General features: G+C 35.0%; 25 protein-coding genes and 1 riboswitch. Of the genes, 10 read left to right on the forward strand and 15 right to left on the reverse strand.

The features are described 5' to 3' along the window. Positions 1-77: 77 nt before the first annotated feature. The 7 genes from ACZLO7_RS21345 to ACZLO7_RS21375 form a co-directional block, all read right to left on the reverse strand. A complete protein-coding gene (locus ACZLO7_RS21345; protein WP_464938561.1) occupies positions 78-587 on the reverse strand; it encodes a DUF3278 domain-containing protein in 510 nt (169 codons plus the stop codon). A 2-nt stretch (positions 588-589) separates the two neighbouring features. Then, positions 590-778 (reverse strand): helix-turn-helix transcriptional regulator, encoded by a 189-nt coding sequence (locus tag ACZLO7_RS21350; protein ID WP_464938560.1) that lies wholly within the window; start codon positions 776-778, stop codon positions 590-592. Positions 779-1,258: 480 nt separating this feature from the next. Then, entirely contained in the window at positions 1,259-2,062 is an 804-nt protein-coding gene (locus ACZLO7_RS21355) for an alpha/beta hydrolase (RefSeq protein ID WP_464938559.1), read from the reverse strand. Positions 2,063-2,073: 11 nt separating this feature from the next. Beyond that, entirely contained in the window at positions 2,074-2,874 is an 801-nt protein-coding gene (locus ACZLO7_RS21360; RefSeq protein WP_464938558.1) for an ABC transporter ATP-binding protein, read from the reverse strand. 15 nt (positions 2,875-2,889) lie between these two features. Next, positions 2,890-3,894 carry a FecCD family ABC transporter permease gene (locus ACZLO7_RS21365; RefSeq protein ID WP_464938586.1) on the reverse strand — a complete coding sequence of 335 codons (1,005 nt, stop codon included), beginning with the start codon at positions 3,892-3,894 and terminating at the stop codon, positions 2,890-2,892. A gap of 19 nt (positions 3,895-3,913) precedes the next feature. After that, complete coding sequence (locus ACZLO7_RS21370) at positions 3,914-4,921, reverse strand: FecCD family ABC transporter permease (RefSeq protein ID WP_464938585.1); 1,008 nt, start codon at positions 4,919-4,921, stop codon at positions 3,914-3,916. Between the two features lie 23 nt (positions 4,922-4,944). Beyond that, positions 4,945-5,904, reverse strand: coding sequence for an ABC transporter substrate-binding protein (locus ACZLO7_RS21375; RefSeq protein WP_464938557.1), 960 nt, complete (start codon positions 5,902-5,904; stop codon positions 4,945-4,947). A gap of 369 nt (positions 5,905-6,273) precedes the next feature. On the opposite strand from ACZLO7_RS21375, the gene ACZLO7_RS21380 reads away from it, so the two are divergent. Continuing rightward, on the forward strand, positions 6,274-7,359 hold the full coding sequence (locus ACZLO7_RS21380; protein WP_464938556.1) for a metallophosphoesterase: 1,086 nt from the start codon (positions 6,274-6,276) through the stop codon (positions 7,357-7,359). A 73-nt stretch (positions 7,360-7,432) separates the two neighbouring features. Here the strand turns inward: ACZLO7_RS21380 and bioB are convergent, their stop codons facing one another. Together bioB and ACZLO7_RS21390 are read right to left on the reverse strand one after the other, a co-directional pair. Then, positions 7,433-8,434, reverse strand: coding sequence for a biotin synthase BioB (bioB, locus tag ACZLO7_RS21385; RefSeq protein ID WP_464938555.1), 1,002 nt, complete (start codon positions 8,432-8,434; stop codon positions 7,433-7,435). Next, positions 8,431-9,027, reverse strand: coding sequence for a biotin transporter BioY (locus ACZLO7_RS21390; RefSeq protein WP_464938554.1), 597 nt, complete (start codon positions 9,025-9,027; stop codon positions 8,431-8,433). The genes bioB and ACZLO7_RS21390 overlap by 4 nt, the downstream gene beginning before the upstream one ends. Positions 9,028-9,232: 205 nt before the next feature. Between ACZLO7_RS21390 and ACZLO7_RS21395 the strand changes: the two genes are divergently transcribed. The 4 genes from ACZLO7_RS21395 to ACZLO7_RS21410 all read left to right on the forward strand — a co-directional run bounded on the left by ACZLO7_RS21395 (position 9,233) and on the right by ACZLO7_RS21410 (position 12,357). Then, positions 9,233-9,565, forward strand: a complete 333-nt coding sequence (locus ACZLO7_RS21395; RefSeq protein WP_464938553.1) for a winged helix-turn-helix domain-containing protein — start codon at positions 9,233-9,235, stop codon at positions 9,563-9,565. 35 nt (positions 9,566-9,600) lie between these two features. Next, positions 9,601-10,116, forward strand: a complete 516-nt coding sequence (locus ACZLO7_RS21400) for a winged helix-turn-helix domain-containing protein (protein WP_464938552.1) — start codon at positions 9,601-9,603, stop codon at positions 10,114-10,116. A gap of 179 nt (positions 10,117-10,295) precedes the next feature. Further along, positions 10,296-11,633, forward strand: a complete 1,338-nt coding sequence (locus ACZLO7_RS21405) for an AAA family ATPase (protein ID WP_464938551.1) — start codon at positions 10,296-10,298, stop codon at positions 11,631-11,633. After that, positions 11,626-12,357, forward strand: coding sequence for a hypothetical protein (locus tag ACZLO7_RS21410; protein ID WP_464938550.1), 732 nt, complete (start codon positions 11,626-11,628; stop codon positions 12,355-12,357). Before ACZLO7_RS21405 ends, ACZLO7_RS21410 begins: the two co-directional genes overlap by 8 nt. Positions 12,358-12,405: 48 nt before the next feature. On the opposite strand, the gene ACZLO7_RS21415 is transcribed toward ACZLO7_RS21410, so the two are convergent. The 4 genes from ACZLO7_RS21415 to ACZLO7_RS21430 are packed head-to-tail and all read right to left on the reverse strand — an operon-like array spanning position 12,406 to position 15,892. Continuing rightward, complete coding sequence (locus ACZLO7_RS21415; protein WP_464938549.1) at positions 12,406-13,101, reverse strand: ABC transporter permease; 696 nt, start codon at positions 13,099-13,101, stop codon at positions 12,406-12,408. Then, on the reverse strand, positions 13,094-14,026 hold the full coding sequence (locus tag ACZLO7_RS21420; RefSeq protein ID WP_464938548.1) for an osmoprotectant ABC transporter substrate-binding protein: 933 nt from the start codon (positions 14,024-14,026) through the stop codon (positions 13,094-13,096). Before ACZLO7_RS21420 ends, ACZLO7_RS21415 begins: the two co-directional genes overlap by 8 nt. A gap of 15 nt (positions 14,027-14,041) precedes the next feature. Next, a complete protein-coding gene (locus ACZLO7_RS21425; RefSeq protein WP_464938547.1) occupies positions 14,042-14,677 on the reverse strand; it encodes an ABC transporter permease in 636 nt (211 codons plus the stop codon). Positions 14,678-14,737: 60 nt separating this feature from the next. Then, positions 14,738-15,892, reverse strand: a complete 1,155-nt coding sequence (locus ACZLO7_RS21430; RefSeq protein WP_464938546.1) for a betaine/proline/choline family ABC transporter ATP-binding protein — start codon at positions 15,890-15,892, stop codon at positions 14,738-14,740. Positions 15,893-16,145: 253 nt separating this feature from the next. Beyond that, positions 16,146-16,248: riboswitch (SAM riboswitch) on the forward strand. A 112-nt stretch (positions 16,249-16,360) separates the two neighbouring features. Between ACZLO7_RS21430 and ACZLO7_RS21435 the strand changes: the two genes are divergently transcribed. The 5 genes from ACZLO7_RS21435 (at position 16,361) to ACZLO7_RS21455 (ending at position 20,729) form a co-directional block, all read left to right on the forward strand. Next, complete coding sequence (locus tag ACZLO7_RS21435) at positions 16,361-17,518, forward strand: acyl-CoA dehydrogenase family protein (protein ID WP_464938545.1); 1,158 nt, start codon at positions 16,361-16,363, stop codon at positions 17,516-17,518. A gap of 53 nt (positions 17,519-17,571) precedes the next feature. Further along, a complete protein-coding gene (locus ACZLO7_RS21440) occupies positions 17,572-18,438 on the forward strand; it encodes a transporter substrate-binding domain-containing protein (protein ID WP_464938544.1) in 867 nt (288 codons plus the stop codon). Between the two features lie 84 nt (positions 18,439-18,522). After that, the gene (locus ACZLO7_RS21445) at positions 18,523-19,230 is read left to right on the forward strand and encodes an amino acid ABC transporter permease (protein ID WP_464938543.1); all 708 of its coding nucleotides are present in this window, start codon (positions 18,523-18,525) and stop codon (positions 19,228-19,230) included. A gap of 12 nt (positions 19,231-19,242) precedes the next feature. After that, positions 19,243-19,956: an amino acid ABC transporter permease gene (locus ACZLO7_RS21450; protein WP_464938542.1), complete on the forward strand. Its 714-nt coding sequence runs from the start codon at positions 19,243-19,245 to the stop codon at positions 19,954-19,956. Positions 19,957-19,973: 17 nt separating this feature from the next. After that, positions 19,974-20,729, forward strand: coding sequence for an amino acid ABC transporter ATP-binding protein (locus tag ACZLO7_RS21455; RefSeq protein WP_464938541.1), 756 nt, complete (start codon positions 19,974-19,976; stop codon positions 20,727-20,729). A 748-nt stretch (positions 20,730-21,477) separates the two neighbouring features. Here ACZLO7_RS21455 and ACZLO7_RS21460 read toward each other — a convergent pair. Further along, the gene (locus ACZLO7_RS21460) at positions 21,478-21,882 is read right to left on the reverse strand and encodes a disulfide oxidoreductase (protein ID WP_464938540.1); all 405 of its coding nucleotides are present in this window, start codon (positions 21,880-21,882) and stop codon (positions 21,478-21,480) included. After that, positions 21,872-22,522 carry a DsbA family protein gene (locus ACZLO7_RS21465; RefSeq protein ID WP_464938539.1) on the reverse strand — a complete coding sequence of 217 codons (651 nt, stop codon included), beginning with the start codon at positions 22,520-22,522 and terminating at the stop codon, positions 21,872-21,874. The genes ACZLO7_RS21460 and ACZLO7_RS21465 overlap by 11 nt, the downstream gene beginning before the upstream one ends. Between the last annotated feature and the right edge of the window lie 37 nt (positions 22,523-22,559).

The raw sequence follows: 22,559 nt of genomic DNA on the forward strand, positions 1-22,559 counted from the left end.
TTTGAATTAACATTTAAGAAATTCCTTATGCTCAATTTGGTTAGTACCCCTAACTGCATTCTCTCTAATTTAAAAATTCAATAAACTTTTTGTAATTTTGAAATAGCAAATAAGTACATAATAATTCCAAAAAGGGATCCCATTACGCTCCATAAAATAAAATCAAACCAAGAGGCATTTGAATTTCCTGTATCTAAGAAAGGTAATAAATAGCTATTTGTTACCAACATGAAAAAACCCCACATAAAACCGGCTTTTACACCTTGCTTTTTTAAAGATTTTTTCATTAATTTATAATTCTGTTCACTACTACATTCTGTATCATTTAATTTATTTTTACGTAGCTTTATAATAATGTATAGTGAATATAAATATATAATTACAAATAGACCTATTGTACCAACTGATAAAGTATTATTAATTGTATCTATTATCAATAAAATAAACATAAATATTATAACAAAGGAAAATAACCCCATACCAGCAACTGCTAATTCCCTATTAATTTCTTGTTTTTGATATTCATCTCGATCATCTATTGCTCCAATAAAATTATTATATAATTGCTTTTTTATTCCTTTTTCCATTTTTATATCTCCCAAAATAATGTATTTAAATCTGTTTTTAAGACTTTTGCTATTTCAATACATAAAACTAACGACGGATTATACTTATTATTCTCAATAAGATTAATTGTTTGTCCTGCAACTCCCACCTTTTTAGCCAACTCTAATTGTGTTAATCGCTTCACTTCTCTGTATTCTTTGACGTTGTTCACAACATAATCACCTACAATTTCTTATAAGTCGACTATATATGCACATGTAACAACGAATTAATTATATATGACTAAATGTAAAATAGTGTATTTATTTATAAAATGAATTACTAGTGTTGCATTAATCTCTCATACTATTTCAAAATACTCAAAATGTTCATTAATTTTATTTTATGCTTTTAAAAAACACATGGACAAGAATCACGGAGATATCTTCGTTTAAAAAATAAATGGGGCTATCTCTAAGTCAAAAATAGACTTAGAGATAGCCCCATTGAAAAGTTGTATTTTTACACAATGCGCATAGTACTGAAAATAGGACAAGGTATGCAAACTTCTTCGATTTACCCACCATTCAAACACGAATTCCAAGGTGAGGTTTCGCCAAAATCACCCTAATAGAATACCCTAACTTAACTGACATGCTACAGACCAATGTTAATAATTCATGTCCAAATCGCAGTTAATTCAAAGTCTTTACTAGTATTTATTTGCAAAACGAATTGCTCTACTCATGACTGTAGGCACAACAGATGCATGATTTTCTTCTGGAGCACAGTAGAATTCACATTCCACATAATTTTGTTGATCGACGCTTAATTGGCTGAACAACTGTTTTGCATCGTCGACCATAAAGCCTTCACACTCACCTACTGCAATGTAAAGGTTCTTCTTCCCATACTCTTCCGATTGTTTCAGAAATCGTTCCATGTATGTTAAAATTTCTTGATCATTCCACCAGATTGATGGACTTAAAGCTAGATAAGTTTGAAAGGCTTTTGGTTTTGTAAAAAGCGTCCATAATGTAAAAAGACCACTGAGTGAATGTCCAAACAGAGCTTGCTTTTCCTTATTAATAGAATAGCGTCTTTCTATTTTAGGTTTTAACTCTAACTCGACAAAATCAAGAAATTTAAGTGCTCCTCCGTGGATCCCAACATCAAAATCCTTTAGGCGATCTGGATAAACATACTTTTCTGCTGGTGCAGTAAAGTCGTAAAATCTACGTTTGGAAGTATCTTTACCTTCATCTATATGTCCAATACCTACTATAATGGCCTCATTTACTAAAGTTTTCGGGGCATTCCTAGACTGTAAACTTACAATACCTTGAGCAAATTGGAAGTATGAATTTCCATCTAACATATAAATAACAGGGTAGCCATCGACAGGTGGGGGTGAACTAGGTAATGATACTTTTATATCATATGAATAATCCATTTCATCAGAATAGTATAGCCATTGTTCTGTATTGTCTTGCGTAACTTTATTTATTGCTTTCATGGTGTTTCCCCCTATTCCTGCTCTAAGAAAGTATCATATCCAAAACACACTGGTGCCCCATTATCAGGATCAATCATTATGCGTGCATCAATATTGAACACTTGCTTTAGAATGTCCTTTTCTAAAATTTCCTTTGGCGTACCAACAGTAATAATTTCTCCATCCTTCATTGCGATGATTTCATGAGAAAAACGTGCAGCATGATTGATATCATGTAATACCATTATTACGGTACAATGATGCTCTTTATTTAAACGCTCTACAATCTTCAGTACTTCAAGTTGGTGCGCAAGATCTAAATAAGTCGTTGGTTCATCCAACAGCAAAATACTTGTCTCTTGTGCAAGAGCCATTGCTAGCCATACTTTTTGGCGTTGACCACCTGAAAGTTGGGCGATTTCTCGATCACGAAAAGAAGTCGTTTTCGTTATATCCATAGCCCATTCAATCACTTCAATATCTTTATTTGATAAAGTACCTACATTTTTTCGATGCGGGAAGCGACCGTAAGAAATAAGCTCCTCTACTTTTAATTGTAAAGGTGCTTCTGGATTTTGAGATAAGAGTGCCAGTTGCTTTGCAATCTCCTTTGTCGAAATCGTCTTCATGTCTTGCTCTTGTAAAAATACATTACCACTTTGTTGTTTTAAGATTCGTCCAATTGTTTTTAATAAAGTTGATTTACCACATCCATTTGGACCGATAATTGTTGTTATTTGTCCTTCTTTAATTGTCGTATTCAAATCTGAAAAAACCGTCACTTTTTCATATCCTGCCGTCAATTGTTTCGCTCTAATAACACTTGTCACCATTTATCGGTTCTCCTTTTACGCTTTTGATTTAACTAATAAATATAAAAAATAAGGCACACCTAAAATTGCTACTATGATGCCTACAGGAATTTCCGCAGGGGCGAATACTGTTTTTGCAATATAATCAGAGAAGATGACTAGTAGCATTCCTACTGCAGCACTCATAGGAATAACATACCGATGTTGTATACCTACAAGTTGTCTTGCAATATGAGGAGCCATTAATCCAATAAAGGATATACTCCCTGATACTGCAACACATGCGCTAATCACACCGATGCTACATAAAAGCAATATCGATTTTTCTTTTTCAATTTCAATACCTAGACTTTTAACTGTTGCTTCTTCAAGCTGTAAATAGTCCAATAAATAAGCTTTTCTGTAGATTATAGGTACCAAAATCAGAAGCCAAGGTAGCATTGCAACGATGAAAATCCAGTTTGCATTATAGATACTTCCAGTCATCCAAACCGTCGCCATTTCAAAATCACTTTCACGCATTTTTAGTGAGATAAAAATTGAAAGAGCTCCGAATCCTGAACTGATGGCAATACCCGTCAAAATCAGACGTTGCGTATCTAGCTTTCCATTCTTCCACGAAAAACTATATATAATAATTGCTGCAATTATCCCACCAACAAACCCAAACAAAGGCATCAATAAGATTGATAACCAATTAGAGCTACCAGATGCAACTAACTGCATCTGAAAAAGAAACATGAACACTACAATAGAAGTACCGGCGCCAGCGTTGATACCTAATATCCCTGGATCAGCTAAGCCATTTCTTGTGATTCCTTGAATAACTGTACCCGCAATTCCTAACCCTAGACCTACAAGGGCGGCAATAACAATTCGAGGAAGCCGGAAATGAAAGATAACTAGATCAAAATCATTGTTTGGATTAATTCGCAACAATGTTGTGACAACATCTTTAATCGACATATCGAAAGTGCCATTTGTAATATGGATGTACATAGCAATAAAAATAAACGAGATCGCGACAATAATCTTCATCATAAAGCTTGTACGATATTGTTTATGCACGATGTTCTCCCCCTCTCGTACGAATTAAATAGAGAAAGAAAGGCACACCAATTAAGGATGTAACGACACCAACTGGCGTTTCAAAAGGATAATTAATAAATCGACTACCAACGTCGCACAGCGCTAAAAAGACACCACCGATAATTGCGGAACAAGGGATGATAAAGCGATAATCAACACCTACAAGAAATCTCGTAATATGTGGAATAATTAATCCTACAAAACCGATTTTCCCTACAAGAGCCACTGCAGTCCCGGTTAAACAAACGACTATTAATATACTAATAGCCTTAACCCATTTTGTACGCTGACCAAGACTAATCGAAATATCCTCGCCAATTGATAAAATAGTAATTGATTTAGCAATGTATAATGCAAGTAAAAGACCAACTAAACCAAATGGTAAAGCAAGTAAAAGTATATCGGGGTCAACCTTATGAATTTTGGCGTTATACCAAAAACTCATATCTTGTGAAACTTGAAAGTATGTAGAAAGTGCTGCTGATATACTGCTTAAAAAGGTTCCAATAACTGTACCGATAATTGCCAACCTTACGGGAGATAGCCCATTTCTCATTAGTGAACCAAAACCAAATACAATCCCCGCTCCAACAGCTGAACCAACCATAGAGAATATGATTAGATTAAAATTAGACATGCCAGGATAAAAAATCATACAAATTGTTATTACAAATGCTGAACCATCCGTTACACCCATAATAGAAGGGGAAGCAAGATAGTTTCTTGTCATCCCCTGCATAATAGCACCTGATATTGCGAGAAAAGCCCCTACAAGTAGAGCAGCTAAGACACGTGGCAAACGGGATTGCATTATTATATTATGGTCCACATTTCCCGAATCAAATTGTGTAATCGCCAGCCAAATTGTAGTAACATCAATATCCTTTGTGCCATATAAGATCGATAATGCAATTGTAAATACGATGAAGAAAGGTGCGGTACTCATGATTAGGATTGGTACAGATTTAGGTTTCTTCATTTTATTAATCATAGATTTACTCATTATTTCGATAGATTTTCAACAGCTGCATTTAAGAATTTTTCTTTACTCCAAGCTGTACCACCTTGTGCCATAGGTTCTACTACATTCACAAATACTTTGTCGTTTTTAGCAGCTTTAGTACTCTTGAAGATAGGGTTTTTTAATACATCATCTAATGCAACAGTTTTTCCATCATTTTCACTTTTCTCGAATTGCAAGAAAATAATATCAGGATTAATATCAGCCAAAGTTTCAATTGAGATTTCTTCTTGAGCAGCAGTTTTAGTAATTAATTCAGGAACTTTTAATCCTAAATCCTCATAAATAACGGGATTCAAATACACACCAGCTGGATAAACAAACATGCTATTGGCACGGATACGTATTACAAACACATTCTGGTCTTTAACTTTTTCAGCTACTTTAGTTTTTGCAGCTTCTGCCTCTGTTTTGTAATCGTTAATAATTTTTTCTGCTTCAGATTCTTTACCTGTCAACTTACCCATTAATAGTAGATTAGCTTCCCAATCCGTAGAAATATGTGATACAGGGATCATCGTTCCAATTTTATTTAATTGCTCTACCACTTCATCTGGATACTTTGAAGAACCTAAAATAACATCTGGCTTTAATTTTAAAATCGTTTCATAGTTTGGTTGCATTTTTTCACCAATTGAAGTTGCACCTTCTAAATCACTAGCAAGATATTCTGGCAATTTTCCAGCAGTTGTTACCGCTCCAAGTGGTTTTACACCAAGTATTGCCGCATCTTCCATAGATTCTAAACTTGCAGCGATAATATTAGTTACTTTAGATGGTAAAGTATATGATTTATCTAGATATTGGATTGTTTGCTCTTTTGAAGCTGTTTCTTCTGTTTCTACCGCTTTATTTTCCTCTTTTTTCGGTGTTGTCTCTTTTCCTCCACAGGCTACTAGAAATACCGCTAATCCAAATATCCAAAACTTATTCATTTTCATCTGTTAAATCTCCTTTATGTAGTAGTTTATATAAGTAGGCCTACTTATTTAGTGTATCATTGATAATGATTATCAGTATCAGTTACTTTTACCAATATAAACCTTAATAATAAAAGTGTCAACAGCAATTGTAAGTTCTATTAAATTTCATATTACACGCTCAAATCCAGAAAATCGCTGTATTTCTAAGTGGATTTGCCCTATTTATAAATCTTCTTCACTTATTTAATCTTGATAATCAGTATATTTTTGATGTTATTTTTGTTTAGTGAGGAGAGAATTTATTTTAATTTACGCAGGATTTTCGACTTATGTCATTGAATTACTAGACACTACTATTACTTTTACATAAAAGAGGGATTAACCACGATGAAAATAGAAAAGATTCATATAGAAAAAGAAAAAAGAGTTATTATTATTTCGGATATTCACGCAAGTTTAGATTTATTTAAAAGATTACTTAATAAAGTTAATTACACACCAAATGACTATTTAATTATCAATGGTGATATGTGTGAGAAAGGTGACGATAGTTTAGAAGTCGTAGAGTATGTACGAACGCTATGTAATTACTCAACTAACGTACATGTCACAAAAGGCAACTGCGATGTATTGTTCCGTTATGTAGAAAATGGTGACCAAAGTATTCTTCCTTACATAGAAAAAAGAAAGAAATCCATTTTAAACGACATGTTAGCTGTCCATCATAAATCATTAAATGATTTCGAGAATTTAGGACTATTAGCCCAATATTACCGTCAACACTTTAAAGAAACGTTAACATGGCTTGAACAATTACCTCATGCAATTGAAACAGATCAATTTATAGTTGTTCACGCAGGAATTGAAAATAAAGAAGATTGGCAGCAAACTGATGAAACATTTGCTTTGCAAGCTAAAGCCTTTTTTGAAAAAAATCATCAAGCTGACAAAATGGTGATTGTCGGTCATTGGCCAGTAGTAAATTATAAAGCTAAACAAAGAACTTCACATTTACCATTAATCGATTGGGACAAGAAAATAACTGCAATAGATGGTGGAAATCGAATAAAAGAAGATGGACAATTAAATGCTTTAATTATTCAAGGTAATACATACACTTCATATTATGTTGACGATTTAACCGATGAGGTCATTATCCAAAAAGATCATTTCGATACAACTTTCCGAGTAGGTACTGTTACTTATCCATACTATGAAATGGAAACCATTCAACAAGAACAGTATTTTACACTTTGTGATAACATCAATCTCCAGCAACAACAATGGATTAAAAACGAATATTTACAAAACGTTGATGGAAAATCAATATGCACCCACGGAATCAGTACAACATTTCTTTCAGTACAAAAATCAGAGAAAGTATGGCTCTTAGATCATTCTACGGATGGCTATATCCTTATTAAAAATTCAATTGGTGAGATTGGTTGGATCCCTAGAGATTGTGTATTCTAAGCTGAACTAAAGCGTTAGAAATACATTAAACAAAAAATACCCTCTCGTATTAACCTACGTAGAGGGTATTTTGCTATTTAACTAGTAATTCACTTTGAAAAGGCTCTAAATCTATCTCAAAACCTAAATCTTCTAACATTTGACGGTCTTTTTCACCTGCTTGTCCTTCCGTTGTTAAGTAGTCACCTAAGAAAATAGAGTTTGCTGGATATAAGCTCAGTGGTTGAAGCGTACCAAGATTCACTTCACGGCCACCAGATACTCGAATTTCTTTAGATGGGTTGATAAAACGGAATAGGCATAATACTTTCAGGCAATAACGAGGGTTTAGTTCATGCGTCCCCTCTAGAGGTGTACCATCTACTGCATTTAGAAAGTTTACTGGAATAGAATCTGCATCCAATGCGTGTAGGCTGCGCGCCATGGCAATCACATCTTGTTTTGTCTCTCGCATACCGACAATAACGCCTGAGCAAGGTGAAATCCCCGCTTCTTTTGCTAATTCAACTGTTCTTACACGATCATCATACGTATGTGATGTCGTAATGTTCTCATGGTGGTTGGCAGAAGTATTGATATTATGATTATAGCGATCCACACCAGCTTCTTTTAATTTTTGGGCTTGCTCTGGCTTCAAAATACCTAAGCATGCACAAATAGTCATATCACTATGTTTTTCTTTTATTGCCTTTACAGAATCTACGACAATATCAATTTCTCGATTTACGGGACCACGTCCGCTCGCAACGATACAATATGTTCCTACATTTAGTGATGCTGCACGCTCTGCTCCTGCGACGATTTCGTCTTGCTTCATCATCGCATATTTTTCTATTGGTGCTTTTGAAATAATTGATTGTGAGCAGTATCCGCAATTTTCTGGGCATAGACCTGACTTTGTATTAATAATCATATTTAATTTCACTTTATTACCATAATAATGATTACGAATTTTATAAGACGCATGTAATAAAGGCAATAAATCTTCATCTGGGCTTTTCAATATTGCTAATGCTTCATTATCTGTCAGTTGATACCCTTCTAGAACTTGCTGTGCTAGTACTTGATAATTCATCGTGATTGCCCCACTTTCAAAACTTTTTGTAATCGATGTCCAAATATACCTGCAAAAACAGCTAAGATTAAATCTTTTGGTAACGGTGCCATCATCCAAAGCCATGCAACTTTATATGAAAATACTTCTGGTACTTCTGCCCAGAGCACATACGCAGCGTACATCCAATTTGTACCAATTAAATATATTATTAATGTCCCGACTATTGACGCTACAATATACATTTTTTTCGAATGGTTTTTTTCAACCATCTTTCCTGCAATATAAGCGCCTAAAATGAACATCACGATAAAGCCAAACGTCGGAGATAGAATTTGTGCAAAACCTCCCCTAAAACCTGCAAAAACAGGTGCCCCTGCTAAACCAATTAACATATACACTGTGATCGATATCGCACCTAATCTACTTCCTAATACAAGACCAGCCAATATAGCAAAGAATGCTTGCAATGTAATTGGTACGCCACCAACTACCATAAACGGTGCGAAAGAAGTAATATTCGTTCCAATCATCATTAGTGTTGCAAATAATGCACAATATACTAAATCGACTGTTCTCAATCTACTTTTAGAGTTCATTGTACTCGTTGTCATATTACACCCCTGTATATTTATGTACTTATAAATATAGTAAAAAAATATATAAGTTGTGTCAACCTTATTTTCAATCCAGGTTAACGTAACCTACGTAAACATATTACAATGCATTGCATTGTCGACTAATGTATTCCATTGTGTTACAATGGATATATTAGCAGCTACTTACTATTGCTTCTACTAACTAAGGGGGCTTTACATTATGTCAAATGTCAATGTTGTAACTCCAGAGGTCGGCTTACCGGAGCGCAAAATTATCACAAATCGTCTTTTTGAATTTCTTTATTTAAAAGAAAGACAGGTACCTATTCAAGATGTTTATAAAGCCATGGCCAATGTTTTTCAACTGACTATTGAACAACAAAAATTAACCCTAAAAAGCGGGGCAAGCCTTTTCGAAAATGAAGTAAGAAGTGCACATACGGATTTAAAGAAAAAAGAATATACTGCTAATAATGCAAAACGAGGATTTTGGAGCATTAGCGAAAAAGGTAAAAAAGTTTATCTCCATTCTCGTCTAAAAAAATTCAATTAATAAATCGATATAATCGGCTTCCAGGGGGATAACATATGTCAAAGGAGCAATATCATGCCGGAAACTCATTAACTTTAAGATTAAGAAAAAGTGATGAGGGCATTATGAGATGGGCCGGTGCTCAATCTGAAATCGGAGATTCTATACGGTTCTTGATCGAGCAAGAGATACAAAGAAACGGGTATAAGGATTTGTCTTTGGAGATTAAAAACAAACGTCCTATCCTTCCTACCTCTACAGACATAGAGCCAAATTTACTAGCTTATTTATACAATTGCAACGAACCTGTAGCAATTAGTGATGCTTATGAGGAAATGCGTGAGTTATTCGAAATTACTGAGGATGAAGCACGTATTACTGTACGTGATGGTCAAAAACCTCAATGGAAAAACAATGTTCGATGGGCTAGTCAACAGCTGAATATTAAAAACTTTATCCGCAAAGATTCCCAGTATGGTTATTGGGAAATCTCTGAAGATGGAAAAGTATATTATGAAAAAGCTAAATACAACATCACCATGCAAAAAGAGGTTGCTCATAAGCCAATATAGTTGGCTATGAGTACCTCTTTTTTTTATAAAAATGTTAATTTCAGCAGATTCAAATGCTAACTGAATCTTCTTTCACACGCAAAAATGACATCCTATATTTTCTAATTTATAATTAAAATTAGTATATTTTTTATCTTTTATCTAAATAATATAGACAGTCCGTTTTTAGGAGGAAGTACATGAAACCGATTATAAAAGTTCTAGATGTCACATTAAACAACCTTAAAAACGTAAAATACGGAAAATTTCATGTCGATACCAATTTCAACAAATTAGAAGAAGCTAATGTTATTGGATTCTATGGTCAAAATGGTTCAGGCAAAACTGCCGTTGTACAAGCATTTCAAATTTTATCGGCACTCTTAGATGGTGGGAAATATAAAAAACTTCCTCATGTTCATCATTTGCATATTTACTACGGAGAATCGTCTTTAAAACTAAATTTCCAATTTATCATCAAAAATGAGTTTGGTGAGTTTTTCTTAAAATATGATGTTTCTCTCATAAATGGTGATCAAAGACTAAATGTACTGGCGGAAAGTTTAAGTTATCGAGAAAATAAACGTGGTAAACGCTTTAAAAATATACTCTCAAAAAACGAAGAGGAAGTTACTATCCGCACTACTAATCTCACCTCATTAAACGAAAATGGCCGAGTTAAAGTATTAGTAGCTAATCATCTTTCTAAAGAAAATCATTCTTCTTTCATTTTTAGAAAAGAAGTTAGAAATATTCTTCCTAATTATTTAAATGAGGTAGAAATGGCGCTCATTCAAAATATTATTTATGACTTCAAGAGAGATTTGCATATCATTGATAATACGCAATTTGGTAACTTAATCTCCAATATTACAATGCCTTTTAATGTTCATCTCGAAAATAAACGTGGCGTCATCCCTTCTAAATTAGAAGATACCACCTTGTTACCAAAAGACATGTTCGATGCAATGAAGGAATTAATAGAACAAACGAATATTGTCCTCAAAATGCTTATTCCTGGATTACAAATTAAAATCCACGTTCTTCATACGCAGAAAATGACCAATGGATCAGATGGTGTGCTTGTTGAGTTTCTCTCGCGAAAAGGCGACATTGAGCTACCTTTGAAATGTGAATCTGAGGGTACATTAAAGATAATTTCTATCTTAAGTACACTCATTGCTGTTTACAACAATCCAAATGCATGCGTTGTTATTGATGAATTAGACGCTGGCGTATTTGAGTACTTATTAGGTGAACTACTCGAAATTATCCATGACAATGGAGCTGGCCAATTGATTTTCACTTCTCATAACTTACGCATTTTAGAGGTACTGCCTATTCATGATTTATGGTTCACTACTGCGAATGAAGAGAATCGTTATATGCAGTTGAAGGGTGTTAAAAAGCTTAATAATCCACGAGATGTCTATTTGCGAGCGATTCAGTTAGGCGGTCAAGATGAAGCAATTTATAAAGAAACGAATGCCTATGACATGAAAAGAGCATTTAGAAAAGCGGGTATTATAAATGAGTAAACAAGCAAAAAAAGTTGTTCTGTTGCTTGTAGAAGGTGCCTGTGAAGAAGCATTATTATACGATCGAATACGAACATTATTTACTAATAATGAAATCAGATTCGATATTATTAAAGGGGATATTTTAGGCGATTTAAATCAGAAAAATACTAATATAAAAAACTTAATTGGTGGCCGAGTAAAAAATTATATTAACAAAATGAAATTAGGTACTTCTGATTTATTGGCCATAATTCAAATTGCCGATACAGATGGCTGCTTCATCGACGAATCTGCGGTTATTATTAATGAAAAGCAGATTAGACTAACACTTTATAATTCCTTAAATATAAGTGTTCCTAGTAGTAATCAACAAATTAAAATTATTGAAAGAAACAAATTAAAAAGCAAAAACATCCATACTATGCGAACGCTTAATACCATTATATCTGGCAAAGTACATTATCAAATTTATTATTTTTCAAGAGCACTTGAACATGTTCTATTTAACGAAGCTAATCCAGAAACACGTTATAAAGTACGTGAGGTTGAGGACTTTTTAGATAATGAGCAAAAACCTATAGAAGAGTTTCTTTCTAATTTCTTACCCACTTCTTCTACTGATATTACATTAGATGAAAAGTATACGGAAAGTTGGAAGAACATTTCTGCTGACCTTGCCTCTTTGGAGAGATATACAAATGTTTCTCTAATGTTCGATTATTTGAAGATGATTAACGAATAATAATAGAAGCCTTGAAACCAAGTCATTTCGATTTCAAGGCTTTTTACTTTATTCATTCAAGCTTTGCACTGTCGGTGTCGTCAAATTTTTATGACGTTTTACAGGGTCCAATCTACGCTCAACAAAACCAAGTATCACATCCGTAATGATAGCCATAAGTGCTGTAGGAATAGCACCTGCTAGAATAATCGCTGTACCATCGGTAGCATTTGTACCGCGGATGATAATATCACCCAGTCCTCCGGCTCCGACGAAAGCTCCAATTGCTGTAATACCAATTGCAACAACAAGTGCAATACGAATACCCGCTATAATAACGGATAGTGATAGTGGTAACTCAATCATATACAACACTTGAATGCGCGTCATGCCCATACCTTTACCGGAATCTGTAAGATCCTTATTAATATTATTAATTCCCGTATATGTGTTTTTAATAATCGGTAGGAGTGAATACAAGAACACAGTAATAATGACCGTTGTTTTTCCAAGTCCCATTCCTAACATAAGAATCGCTAGTAATGCTAGCGCCGGTACAGTTTGTATAATATTAGCTATCGTAATGATAAACCCTGATAATTTAGCGTATTTTGAAATAAGTATACCCAGAGGAATCCCGACGATAGCTGCTAAAATCACACCGTAAATAGAGATAAGAAAATGTGTGATAAACTGCTCAAATACATACGAACCATTTTCAGAGAAGTAGTAAAAGAACTGTTGAAACGTATTTAAATCAGTCATTCTTTTCCCCTCCTTCTTCAACTTCAAAATAATTATGCTCTTCTAGAAATTTTTCGGCTACGATAGCTGGTTCAATCAGATTATTGTCAGCTTCGTAATTGAGCTTTTGCATCTGCTCTGTTGAAATTTTACCGATTAATTTTTCAATTGCCGCTTTTACTTTTGGTTTTGCTCCTAGTAATTCATTTTTTGCAAGAGGACTAGCATCATAAGGTGGGAAGAATTGTCGATCATCCTTTAATACAATGAGATCATAACTTGCAATACGGCCATCTGTTGTATAACCAAGAATTACGTCCATTTTACCAGCTTCTACTGCATCATAGACAAGCCCAATCTGCATTGGATAAACGTCTTTAAAATCAAATCCATACATTTTCACAAAGTCTTTATACCCGTCTCCTACTCGATTGACCCATGAGTTATCGACACCTGCTTGTAAGTCTTTAGCGATGTTTTTAAGGTCACTCACTTTTTTCAAATGATGCTTTTCAGCCATTTCACGTGTGACCATGAATGCATAAGTATTTGCAAATCCATACGTGTCGAAGAATGTTTGGTTGTATCGCTCTTGGAATATTTTTTGTACAGTATCCATCGCTTTTTTAGGATCTTTAACAGGTTCTTCTTTTAATGCTCCAGTAAGGTCTGTTCCTGTATAACGTGTTGAAGAAATATTTGCATCGCCGTTAATCATTGCTTGGTGCAGAACGACACTTGATCCTAGATTATTAATCAGTTCTACCTTTTCATCCGTTTCATGTTCAATCATTAATTTCAATATATTAGCCATGATCTTACTTTCTGTCGTTGTCATTGAAGCAATTTTCACGTCATTTTCATCACTTGAACCCGTTAGCGAACAAGCAGATAAAAATATAACTGTCATAATCAAGCCAATGGTAATTATTTGTTTATATTTCATAAGCATGTTCCTCTCCTAACGTTCAATTTTTAACCCTCTTGGTGTAGCCCACTTTTCCACTTTAAATAATATGAAGTCCGTAATTAGAGCCAAAATAGTTACTAGCACAGCACCACCAATAATAAATTCAGGTTGATAAAGATTAAGCCCATTAAAAATAAAATCTCCTAAGCCACCTGCTCCTATGTAAGATGCTAAAGTTGCCCATGAGATGGCATATACTGCAGATAATCGGATACCTGACATAATAACAGGTATTGCCAATGGAAGTTCAACCATCCCGATGGATTGTATTTTTGTCATTCCCATACTTATTCCTGCTGCTTTAAGTCCTTGATTAACGGATTTCATACCAATATAAGTATTATTTAAAATAGGTAACAGTGTGTAGATAAATAGAGCAATAATCGCAGGTACTTTCCCAACTCCCAAAAACGGTATCATAATTGCTAAAATAGCTAATGAAGGTAGCGTTTGTAAAACACTAGTAATACCTAAAACGATTTTAGCGGTTCTCTGTAGTTTTGATAATAAAATACCCAAAGGAACTGCAACGACAACACCTAAAATTAAAGCTATAGCAGATATATAAAAATGTTCCCATGTTTTTTGCACAATATCTCCGCCATTTTGTGTTATAAAATCAATCATCAACTCACATCCTTTCTTATTAGTTAGTGTTTAGTTTTGTTGAGTATCAGTTTCTCTTTGTTATTCTAGATCAATAACATTTGTATCCTCTTCTATTTCTTCATCACCCCAAATAGTGTCATATACCATGTCCACAATATTGGCACGTGTAACAAGACCGATTAAATGGTGTTCTTCATCTACAACGGGAATATGTTTTAAGTTTCGTTTTAAAATACGACGCACTGAATCTTGTAATTTTGTACCATTCCGCACATAAAAAACGTCTTTTTCTACTGCTTCAGAAATGCTAGAAGTAGTATGTCGTGCTGTGGTTAAGCCTTCAACATCGATATAGCCTTTTAGATGATTTTGTCCATCAACGACAAACAATGTGTCAACGCGTTTTGTCACCATTAAACGAAAAGCATCATTAATACTTTTCTCTAATGTAATAGAAATTGGTTTGATCATTACATCATCAACAATTTTCGCACTTGGTTTTTCTTGCATTAAACGATGAGAGCCAATAAATTCACGCACAAATTCATTAGCTGGGTTAGATAGGATATTGTCAGGAGTATCAAATTGGATAACTTGGCCACTATGCATAATACAAATTCGATCTGCCAACTTAATTGCTTCATCCATATCATGCGTGACGAAAATAACAGTTTTACCAAGACGTTGCTGTAAATCTTTCATCAAGTCTTGTAACGTGTCACGCGTAATAGGATCTAGTGCGCCGAATGGTTCGTCCATTAGAATAATGTCTTGGTCTGCGGCTAATGCTCGGAGCACCCCGATACGCTGTTGTTGACCACCAGATAATTGCGCGGGATATAAATCAAGATAGCTTTGGGGTAAATTAACGAGTTCTATGAGGCGTTCTGCTGTTTGATTTTTCTTTTCTTTTGACCATTTTAACAATTTAGGTACAAGTGTAATATTTTCACTAATGGTCATATGTGGCATGAGACCAATTTGTTGAATAACATATCCAATACTCCTACGTAATGCTACTGGATTCTTTTTCGATAAATCTTCCCCTTCCAAATAGATGGTACCTTTGGTCGGTTCTATCATTCTATTAATCATACGCATGGCAGTCGTTTTCCCACTGCCACTCGTACCGATAAAGGCGACAAATTCACCGCGTTCAATTTCAATATTCATATCGTCAACGGCTTTCTTTCCACCCCTATACACTTTCGATAAATTCTCTATCTTTAGCATAAGTATCCCCCCTCAAATTTAATAACCAAAGATTATTTACCCTCTTTTGATAAGTGGTAAACCTAAAAAGTAGAATAATTTAAAAAATATTCACTAAAATGTATAATCATTACAACATTTAACTAGAGTCCTATATCATTTTTAATTAATCTTAGGCTCATTTACTACGATTCTTAATCCCTACAAAAATACTTTGTTTTTCATATTGACTTTCACTTTTATAAAAAGTAAAATAATTGAAACAATAAAATATTACTTATCACGAGAAGCTAAGGGACTGGTCCGATGAAGCTTCAGCAACCACTGTCTAACAGATTGGTGCTACTTCCAGCAAGAGAAATCTTGGCAGATAAGGGTGCATATACAACATTAAAGCTCCCTCTTTTATAAATGGGAGATTTTTTACAGCTCCAATACATAGTAATTCTATAAGAATTATAAACTTAGAGGATTTGAGGGTGATTTATTATGAAAGAGATATTTATAAAAACAGAGCTACAACGTCAATGGTTAGATAAATTAGCGTTACTAAAAGTTCAAATCGCAAAAAGTGCTGCGACTGTAGATGAATTATCTATTTTTCCAAAAGAGAGCTTTAGCCAACTTCGTGAAATTGGTTACCCCGCAATTACTTTACCAAAAGAATTTGGTGGCGAAGGATTTTCAGTTTACGATATGGTTCTTTTGCAAGAAACACTTGCTAGCTACGATGAAAACACTTCACTTTCAATGGGCTGGACTCTAGGTGTTGTAGGTGAATTGTATGAGCAGAAATTATGGACAGCTGACAGGCTTAATTTCTTTGCAAATGAAGTACAAAACGGTGCTATTGTGAATCGTTCTGTAAGTGAAGCGCGCACTGGAAGCCCCACTCGTGGCGGACGTCCTGGAACAAATGCAGTACGATCTGACAATGGATGGCTTATAAATGGACGCAAAATTTTCACTACGGCTTCCCCTGTTTTAGATTATTTTTTAACTTCTGCTTGGATTGAGGATAAACAACAAGTTGGGTTCTTCTTAATTCACAAAGATACCGCTGGACTATCTATTGAAGAAACATGGGATGTAATGTCGATGCGTGGCACTTCTAGTCATGACCTAATCTTACAAGATGTTAAAGTAAGTGACTCGGATTTAGTCGAATTACCAAACCATCCGAGCGGTGGTAAAATCAATGGCTGGTTATTGCATATTCCTGCAACTTATTTGGGCATAGCACAAGCAGCCCGTGATTATGCAGTTCACTTCGCAAATCACCATCAACCAAATAGCTTAAATGCACCTATAAGTTCATTACCTAATGTACAGCATTTATTAGGTGAAATTGAGCTAAAGTTACAGCAATCTAGATTTGTCCTATACGGTACAGCTGAAGCTTATGATGACCCACAGCGAAGAGATTCATTGACAAATGAAATTGCTGTTGCCAAACATACAGTGACTAATACAGCTATTGATATCGTCGACAAAGCAATGCGCGTAGTAGGTGCAAAAAGTTTACAAAACTCTAATCCATTGCAACGATATTACCGCAATGTACGTGCTGGTCTACACAATCCTCCAATGGATGATATGACCATTACAAAATTGGCATTAACAGCTATTGCAGAACAGAAACAATAGAATTCGATTGTCTATTAATAATTAAAAATAAAATTAAAAAGGAGATTTAAGATATGATCAGTAAAAAATTATTAAAATTTGCAGCAGTCGGTATTACGTCAATAGCAATTTTAGCCGGTTGCTCAACAAGTGAGGCATCTGATTCCAAAGGTAAGGAAGATTCATCAAAAGTACGTACGGTGAAAGTTGCCTTTGACCAAGCTAGTAAGCCCATCTCATATATTGACGACCAAGGTAATCCAACTGGATACGATGTAGAAGTAATGAAACTAGTGGATGAATTATTACCAGATTATAAATTTGAATATGTAGGCACAACTAGTGACGACTTATTAATTGGTGTCGAACAAGGAAAATACCAAGTCGGGGTCAAAAATGCCTTTTTCACAGAAGAGCGTACAGAAAAATTCATCTATCCTAAAGAGTTCCTTGGCTTAAGTAGTGCGGGGTTAGTCTTACGTAAAGAGGATGAAAATATTAAATCGCTAAAAGACTTTGCATCAGCAGGATTCTCTCTAGCACCAATTGCTGCAAATAATGCTCAATATACAGTCATTGATGAATACAATCAAAAAAATCCAGGTAACAAAGTGAAACTAAAAGCTGGAGATGCTTTCTCTATTGATATTGTTCAATGGGTCAATGAAGGCCGAGTAGACGGCGGTGTAATGATTGAAGGTATGTTCGATCAACAAGTTTCTGCAAAAGACGGTGCTTATCACAAATTAGCAGATGATATTGTGTATAACGAATTTGCTGTTATTAAAACATGGCCACTGTACAATAAAAAAGAACAGAAATTTGCAGACGCATATGACAAAGCTATAAAACAAATTAAAGAAAAACAAAAAACAAATGAACTGAGCAAAAAATTCTACAATCGCGATTTATTTGAAGTACTTGAGCAAGCGGAACGTTAATTGCTTATGCATACGTAACTTCCTTAGGCTGTTGAGTCATTAAACTCAACAGCCTTTCCAATACAAAACGAAAATGGTGAGCATATGGAAAAATATTTTGATTCATCTTATATTTGGGAGTCACTCCCTATTTTACTCCCTTTTCTAAAGGTAACATTTATGATAGCAGGTCTGTCCATTTTACTAGGTTCTTTTTTTGGTTTATTGCTTGCGATAGCCAAGCTGAGCAATAGTAAAATTGCTCAAAAACTTGCAAACGGTTATACAACTATTATGCGTTGTACACCTTCAATTGTGTTACTATTTCTCGTTTACTATGGTGTACCTGCCCTAGCTGAAAATTTCGGCATTAATCTGCATGATATTGATACAGCAATATTCGTTATTGTAACTTTCACACTACAATTTGCAGCAATTATATCCGAAGTAATTCGTTCATCTTATGGATCAATTGATAATGGACAATATGAGGCTGCCGTCAGTGTCGGTCTAACACCTTTTCAAGCGTATCGTCGTATTATTTTTCCACAAGCTTTGGTTGTAGCACTACCAAATCTCGGTAACGGAATGATCGCCTTACTACAAGAAGGTGCACTTGCGTATACAATTGGGCTAATCGATGTCGTTGGAAAAGCCAATCTCATTATCGCCAGCAATATAAATGCACATGCTCTAGAAATTTTTATCGCTTTAGCAATCATCTATTGGGTATTGTCATTAATCATCGAGAAAGTCTTCTCGATACTTGAAAAATTCTTTAGTAAAGGTAAAAAAACATTAGAAACAACATAAGGAGGTACGCACATGTCTGAAGGATTAAATTATAAATTTTTGATTGATACATTTTTCGTCGCATTGTCTGGCGTACCTGTTGCGCTACTTGTGACTATTGTTTCTTTACTGATTGCTATACCACTAGCATTTTCACTCGCTTTAACACGAATTTATCGAATACCTTTCATACAACGTCTTGCTCAGATCTATGTATCCTTTGTGCGAGGAACACCTATTATCATTCAAATATTCATCGTTTATAGTAGTGTTCCATTGATTTTAACAGCACTATTTAAAAAATATGATATTGCTATTGATGTTTATAAAATCCATCCAATTTGGTACGCTTTTATCGTTTTTTCATTTAGTACTACTGCTATTTTAATCGAGGTTTTCCGTTCTGCACTTAGTACGGTCAACAAAGGTCAATTAGAAGCTGCACACTCGGTAGGTTTAACGACTTTTCAAGCATATCGTCGCATTATCATTCCACAAGCACTTGTCGTAGCACTACCAAATATTTGTACAGCAACCGTCAACCTCATCAAGGCCACTTCCCTTGGTTACGCAATGTCTTTACAAGAAATTACATTGAAAGCTAAGGTCGCTGCAAACGTAGGCTATAACTATGTTGAAGCCTATTTAGATATATTCATCGTGTACTTAATCTTATGTAGTGCTGTTGAATACAGCTTCAAATTATATGAAAAACATTTACGCAAATATAAAATGGCTAATGCTTAAAACTGGGGTGTGATGATATGTTAAATATTAAAAATGTGCATAAATCGTTTGGTGAAAATGAAATATTAAAAGGTGTCGATTTATCCATTGATAAAGGCGATGTTGTAGTTATTTTGGGTCCTAGTGGATCTGGTAAGACAACATTGCTACGTTGCCTTAACTTTTTAGAAAAAGCTGATCAAGGTCATGCCACATTTGGAGAAATTGATGTCGATTTACATGATGCAAAGAAAAAAGATATTCATGCTATTCGCCAAAAAATTGCTTTCGTCTTCCAAAACTACAATTTATTTAACAATAAAACAGCGCTTGAAAACGTCATAGAGGGTCTTATCATTGGACGTAAAGTGCCAAAAAACGAAGCCATAGAAATTGGTAAAAAAGCTTTAAGTAAAGTGGGCCTTACCGACAAATATGATGCTTACCCAAGCGAACTGTCAGGTGGTCAACAACAACGTGTTGGTATTGCACGCGCAGTGGCTTTGAATCCTGATATCATTCTTTTTGATGAGCCTACATCCGCCCTAGATCCGGAGCTTGTTGGTGAAGTACTAACTGTTATGAAGAATATCGCCAATGAAGGAACTACTATGCTTGTAGTAACTCATGAAATGTCCTTTGCTAAGGATGTAGCTAATCGCGTCATCTTCATGGATGGGGGCGTTGTCGTTGAGGAAGGTAATCCTCACGAAATTTTCGTCAAACCAAAAGAAGAGCGGACGAAAAAGTTTTTAAAACGTGTTCTGCCTGAGGATTATACTTTCTATATTTAATACATCACAAAAAACGCCTACCTCTACTTGGAGGTGGGCACTGAAAAAGTCCATAAAATGAATTTTATCCATGGTGGAAACGATTAACCGTTTCTGCCATGGCTTTTTTTCTTCGATGCCGTTAATTTCCGTTCCGGCGGACGCTTTCCTGGGGGCGAACCTTGAGCCTCCTCGTCGCTAACGCTCCTGCGGGGTCTCAAGATGTTCGCTAATTCCCCAAGGAGTCGCCGCCTGCACTCCAATCAACTATGTGCCAAAAGCAAAACGTGTTCAGTTTCCATAAGTTCAACCGAACATTAAGAGTAAGCAGCTTTTCAAGAAACGGAGAGATTCAAAGACTTAGCGGAAAAGCGCAATAAAATTGAGGCGAAGAAGAGTTAAAAAATCCGCATGGCTACAATACGGCAAAATCGGCCGGTTTATTTGGCTCATTTCAATTTGATCTCTTTCAGTATTTATTATTATTTTTCATAACATTAATAATTTGTTTATATTGTATGTGTAGTTGATTGGAGCGGAGGTGGTGACTCCTGCGGGAAAAGCGGGACAGTCCAAGACCCTGCAGGAGCGTAGCGACAAAGCGGCTTGGCGCCCGCCCGCGGAAAGCGTCCACCGTAGAGGAAATCAACGGGTCTTAACTATTTATATATATTTTAAAATAAAAAGACCGTAGATAAACTCGAATTTCTTTGAGTTTGTCTACAGTCTGTGCCCATCTCTAATTGGAGGCGGGCGTAATTTATTTCATTTATTTTCGCTTCCATAGTACTAACATCGATATTGTGATAAATGTAAAACCTATAAATGCTAAAAACGGAATCGTTATAAATCCTAGCCAGTTAATATATTGCCCTGAGCAAGGTACGCCATTTGTACACGTACTGAAATCCTGCATTGCAGGTATTTTTTGTAACGTATAATGATATCCAGAAAGCAACATCCCAATGATTGACATCGGAAGTACATACTTATAAATCTCTTTATCATTTCGGTAAAATGCCATCCCTAAGAAAAAGACAAGCGGATACATTAATATACGCTGATACCAACAAAGAGTACACGGTATAAAGCCCATTTTCTCGCTAAAAAACAAACTTCCCATCATAGCTATAATTGAGGTTACCCAAGCAAAGAGAAGTGATTTATTTACCATTAGCGGCCTCCTCTTCCACCATTTTCGCAAAATCATCGTATGTTTTACCAGTGAATTGCTTACCATTAACATAGACGCTTGGAGTTGATTGAACACCAAGTTTTTTTGCTATACTCATATCCTTATCCCAAGCTTCTTGTCCCTTATTTTCTTCAAAAGCTTTCACTACTTTTTTCGTTTCTTTTTCAGTAGCCACTTCAGCTAACGCCTTTTTCAAGAAATCCTCTGTATATAAATCTACCTTTTCATACTTTAAATCCGCTGGTTGTTTACTGAACAGTAACTCGTGGAAAGACCAAAACTTCTCATTTCCTAGTTCTTTATAGACCGTTTCTGCAAATTGAGCAGATCGATTTGAATCGATATTAATAAAAGAATAATTCATAAAGTAAAACTTAGCTTTCCCTGTTTCAACAAAATCTTTGTAAATAGCAGGGACCATTTGATCATTAAAATCTTTACAGTTTGGACATTTATAATCGCCAAATTCAACAATACTAACTGGTGCTGATTCTTCACCTAAAAACGGTTGCTCTTTATAATCGATTTCCACCGACTTTTCCGATGATTTCGTTAAAAAAATGATACCTACGATACAAACTGCTATGACACCTACAAACCAAAATATTTTCTTAGACAATTAAAACACTCCTAATTCATACTACATAACGTAGTGT

It is taken from the genome of Viridibacillus sp. d25.2 (assembly GCF_055456015.2).

Excerpts from the sequence above, each read along its gene's own strand:
- ACZLO7_RS21345 (WP_464938561.1), bottom strand. The coding sequence starts at position 587 with ATGGAAAAAGGAATAAAAAAGCAATTATATAATAATTTTATTGGAGCA.
- ACZLO7_RS21355 (WP_464938559.1), bottom strand. The coding sequence starts at position 2,062 with ATGAAAGCAATAAATAAAGTTACGCAAGACAATACAGAACAATGGCTA.
- ACZLO7_RS21360 (WP_464938558.1), bottom strand. The coding sequence starts at position 2,874 with ATGGTGACAAGTGTTATTAGAGCGAAACAATTGACGGCAGGATATGAA.
- ACZLO7_RS21365 (WP_464938586.1), bottom strand. The coding sequence starts at position 3,894 with ATGATGAAGATTATTGTCGCGATCTCGTTTATTTTTATTGCTATGTAC.
- ACZLO7_RS21370 (WP_464938585.1), bottom strand. The coding sequence starts at position 4,921 with ATGAAGAAACCTAAATCTGTACCAATCCTAATCATGAGTACCGCACCT.
- ACZLO7_RS21375 (WP_464938557.1), bottom strand. The coding sequence starts at position 5,904 with ATGAAAATGAATAAGTTTTGGATATTTGGATTAGCGGTATTTCTAGTA.
- ACZLO7_RS21380 (WP_464938556.1), top strand. The coding sequence starts at position 6,274 with ATGAAAATAGAAAAGATTCATATAGAAAAAGAAAAAAGAGTTATTATT.
- bioB (WP_464938555.1), bottom strand. The coding sequence starts at position 8,434 with ATGAATTATCAAGTACTAGCACAGCAAGTTCTAGAAGGGTATCAACTG.
- ACZLO7_RS21390 (WP_464938554.1), bottom strand. The coding sequence starts at position 9,027 with ATGACAACGAGTACAATGAACTCTAAAAGTAGATTGAGAACAGTCGAT.
- ACZLO7_RS21395 (WP_464938553.1), top strand. The coding sequence starts at position 9,233 with ATGTCAAATGTCAATGTTGTAACTCCAGAGGTCGGCTTACCGGAGCGC.
- ACZLO7_RS21400 (WP_464938552.1), top strand. The coding sequence starts at position 9,601 with ATGTCAAAGGAGCAATATCATGCCGGAAACTCATTAACTTTAAGATTA.
- ACZLO7_RS21405 (WP_464938551.1), top strand. The coding sequence starts at position 10,296 with ATGAAACCGATTATAAAAGTTCTAGATGTCACATTAAACAACCTTAAA.
- ACZLO7_RS21410 (WP_464938550.1), top strand. The coding sequence starts at position 11,626 with ATGAGTAAACAAGCAAAAAAAGTTGTTCTGTTGCTTGTAGAAGGTGCC.
- ACZLO7_RS21415 (WP_464938549.1), bottom strand. The coding sequence starts at position 13,101 with ATGACTGATTTAAATACGTTTCAACAGTTCTTTTACTACTTCTCTGAA.
- ACZLO7_RS21420 (WP_464938548.1), bottom strand. The coding sequence starts at position 14,026 with ATGAAATATAAACAAATAATTACCATTGGCTTGATTATGACAGTTATA.
- ACZLO7_RS21425 (WP_464938547.1), bottom strand. The coding sequence starts at position 14,677 with ATGATTGATTTTATAACACAAAATGGCGGAGATATTGTGCAAAAAACA.
- ACZLO7_RS21430 (WP_464938546.1), bottom strand. The coding sequence starts at position 15,892 with ATGCTAAAGATAGAGAATTTATCGAAAGTGTATAGGGGTGGAAAGAAA.
- ACZLO7_RS21435 (WP_464938545.1), top strand. The coding sequence starts at position 16,361 with ATGAAAGAGATATTTATAAAAACAGAGCTACAACGTCAATGGTTAGAT.
- ACZLO7_RS21440 (WP_464938544.1), top strand. The coding sequence starts at position 17,572 with ATGATCAGTAAAAAATTATTAAAATTTGCAGCAGTCGGTATTACGTCA.
- ACZLO7_RS21445 (WP_464938543.1), top strand. The coding sequence starts at position 18,523 with ATGGAAAAATATTTTGATTCATCTTATATTTGGGAGTCACTCCCTATT.
- ACZLO7_RS21450 (WP_464938542.1), top strand. The coding sequence starts at position 19,243 with ATGTCTGAAGGATTAAATTATAAATTTTTGATTGATACATTTTTCGTC.
- ACZLO7_RS21455 (WP_464938541.1), top strand. The coding sequence starts at position 19,974 with ATGTTAAATATTAAAAATGTGCATAAATCGTTTGGTGAAAATGAAATA.
- ACZLO7_RS21460 (WP_464938540.1), bottom strand. The coding sequence starts at position 21,882 with ATGGTAAATAAATCACTTCTCTTTGCTTGGGTAACCTCAATTATAGCT.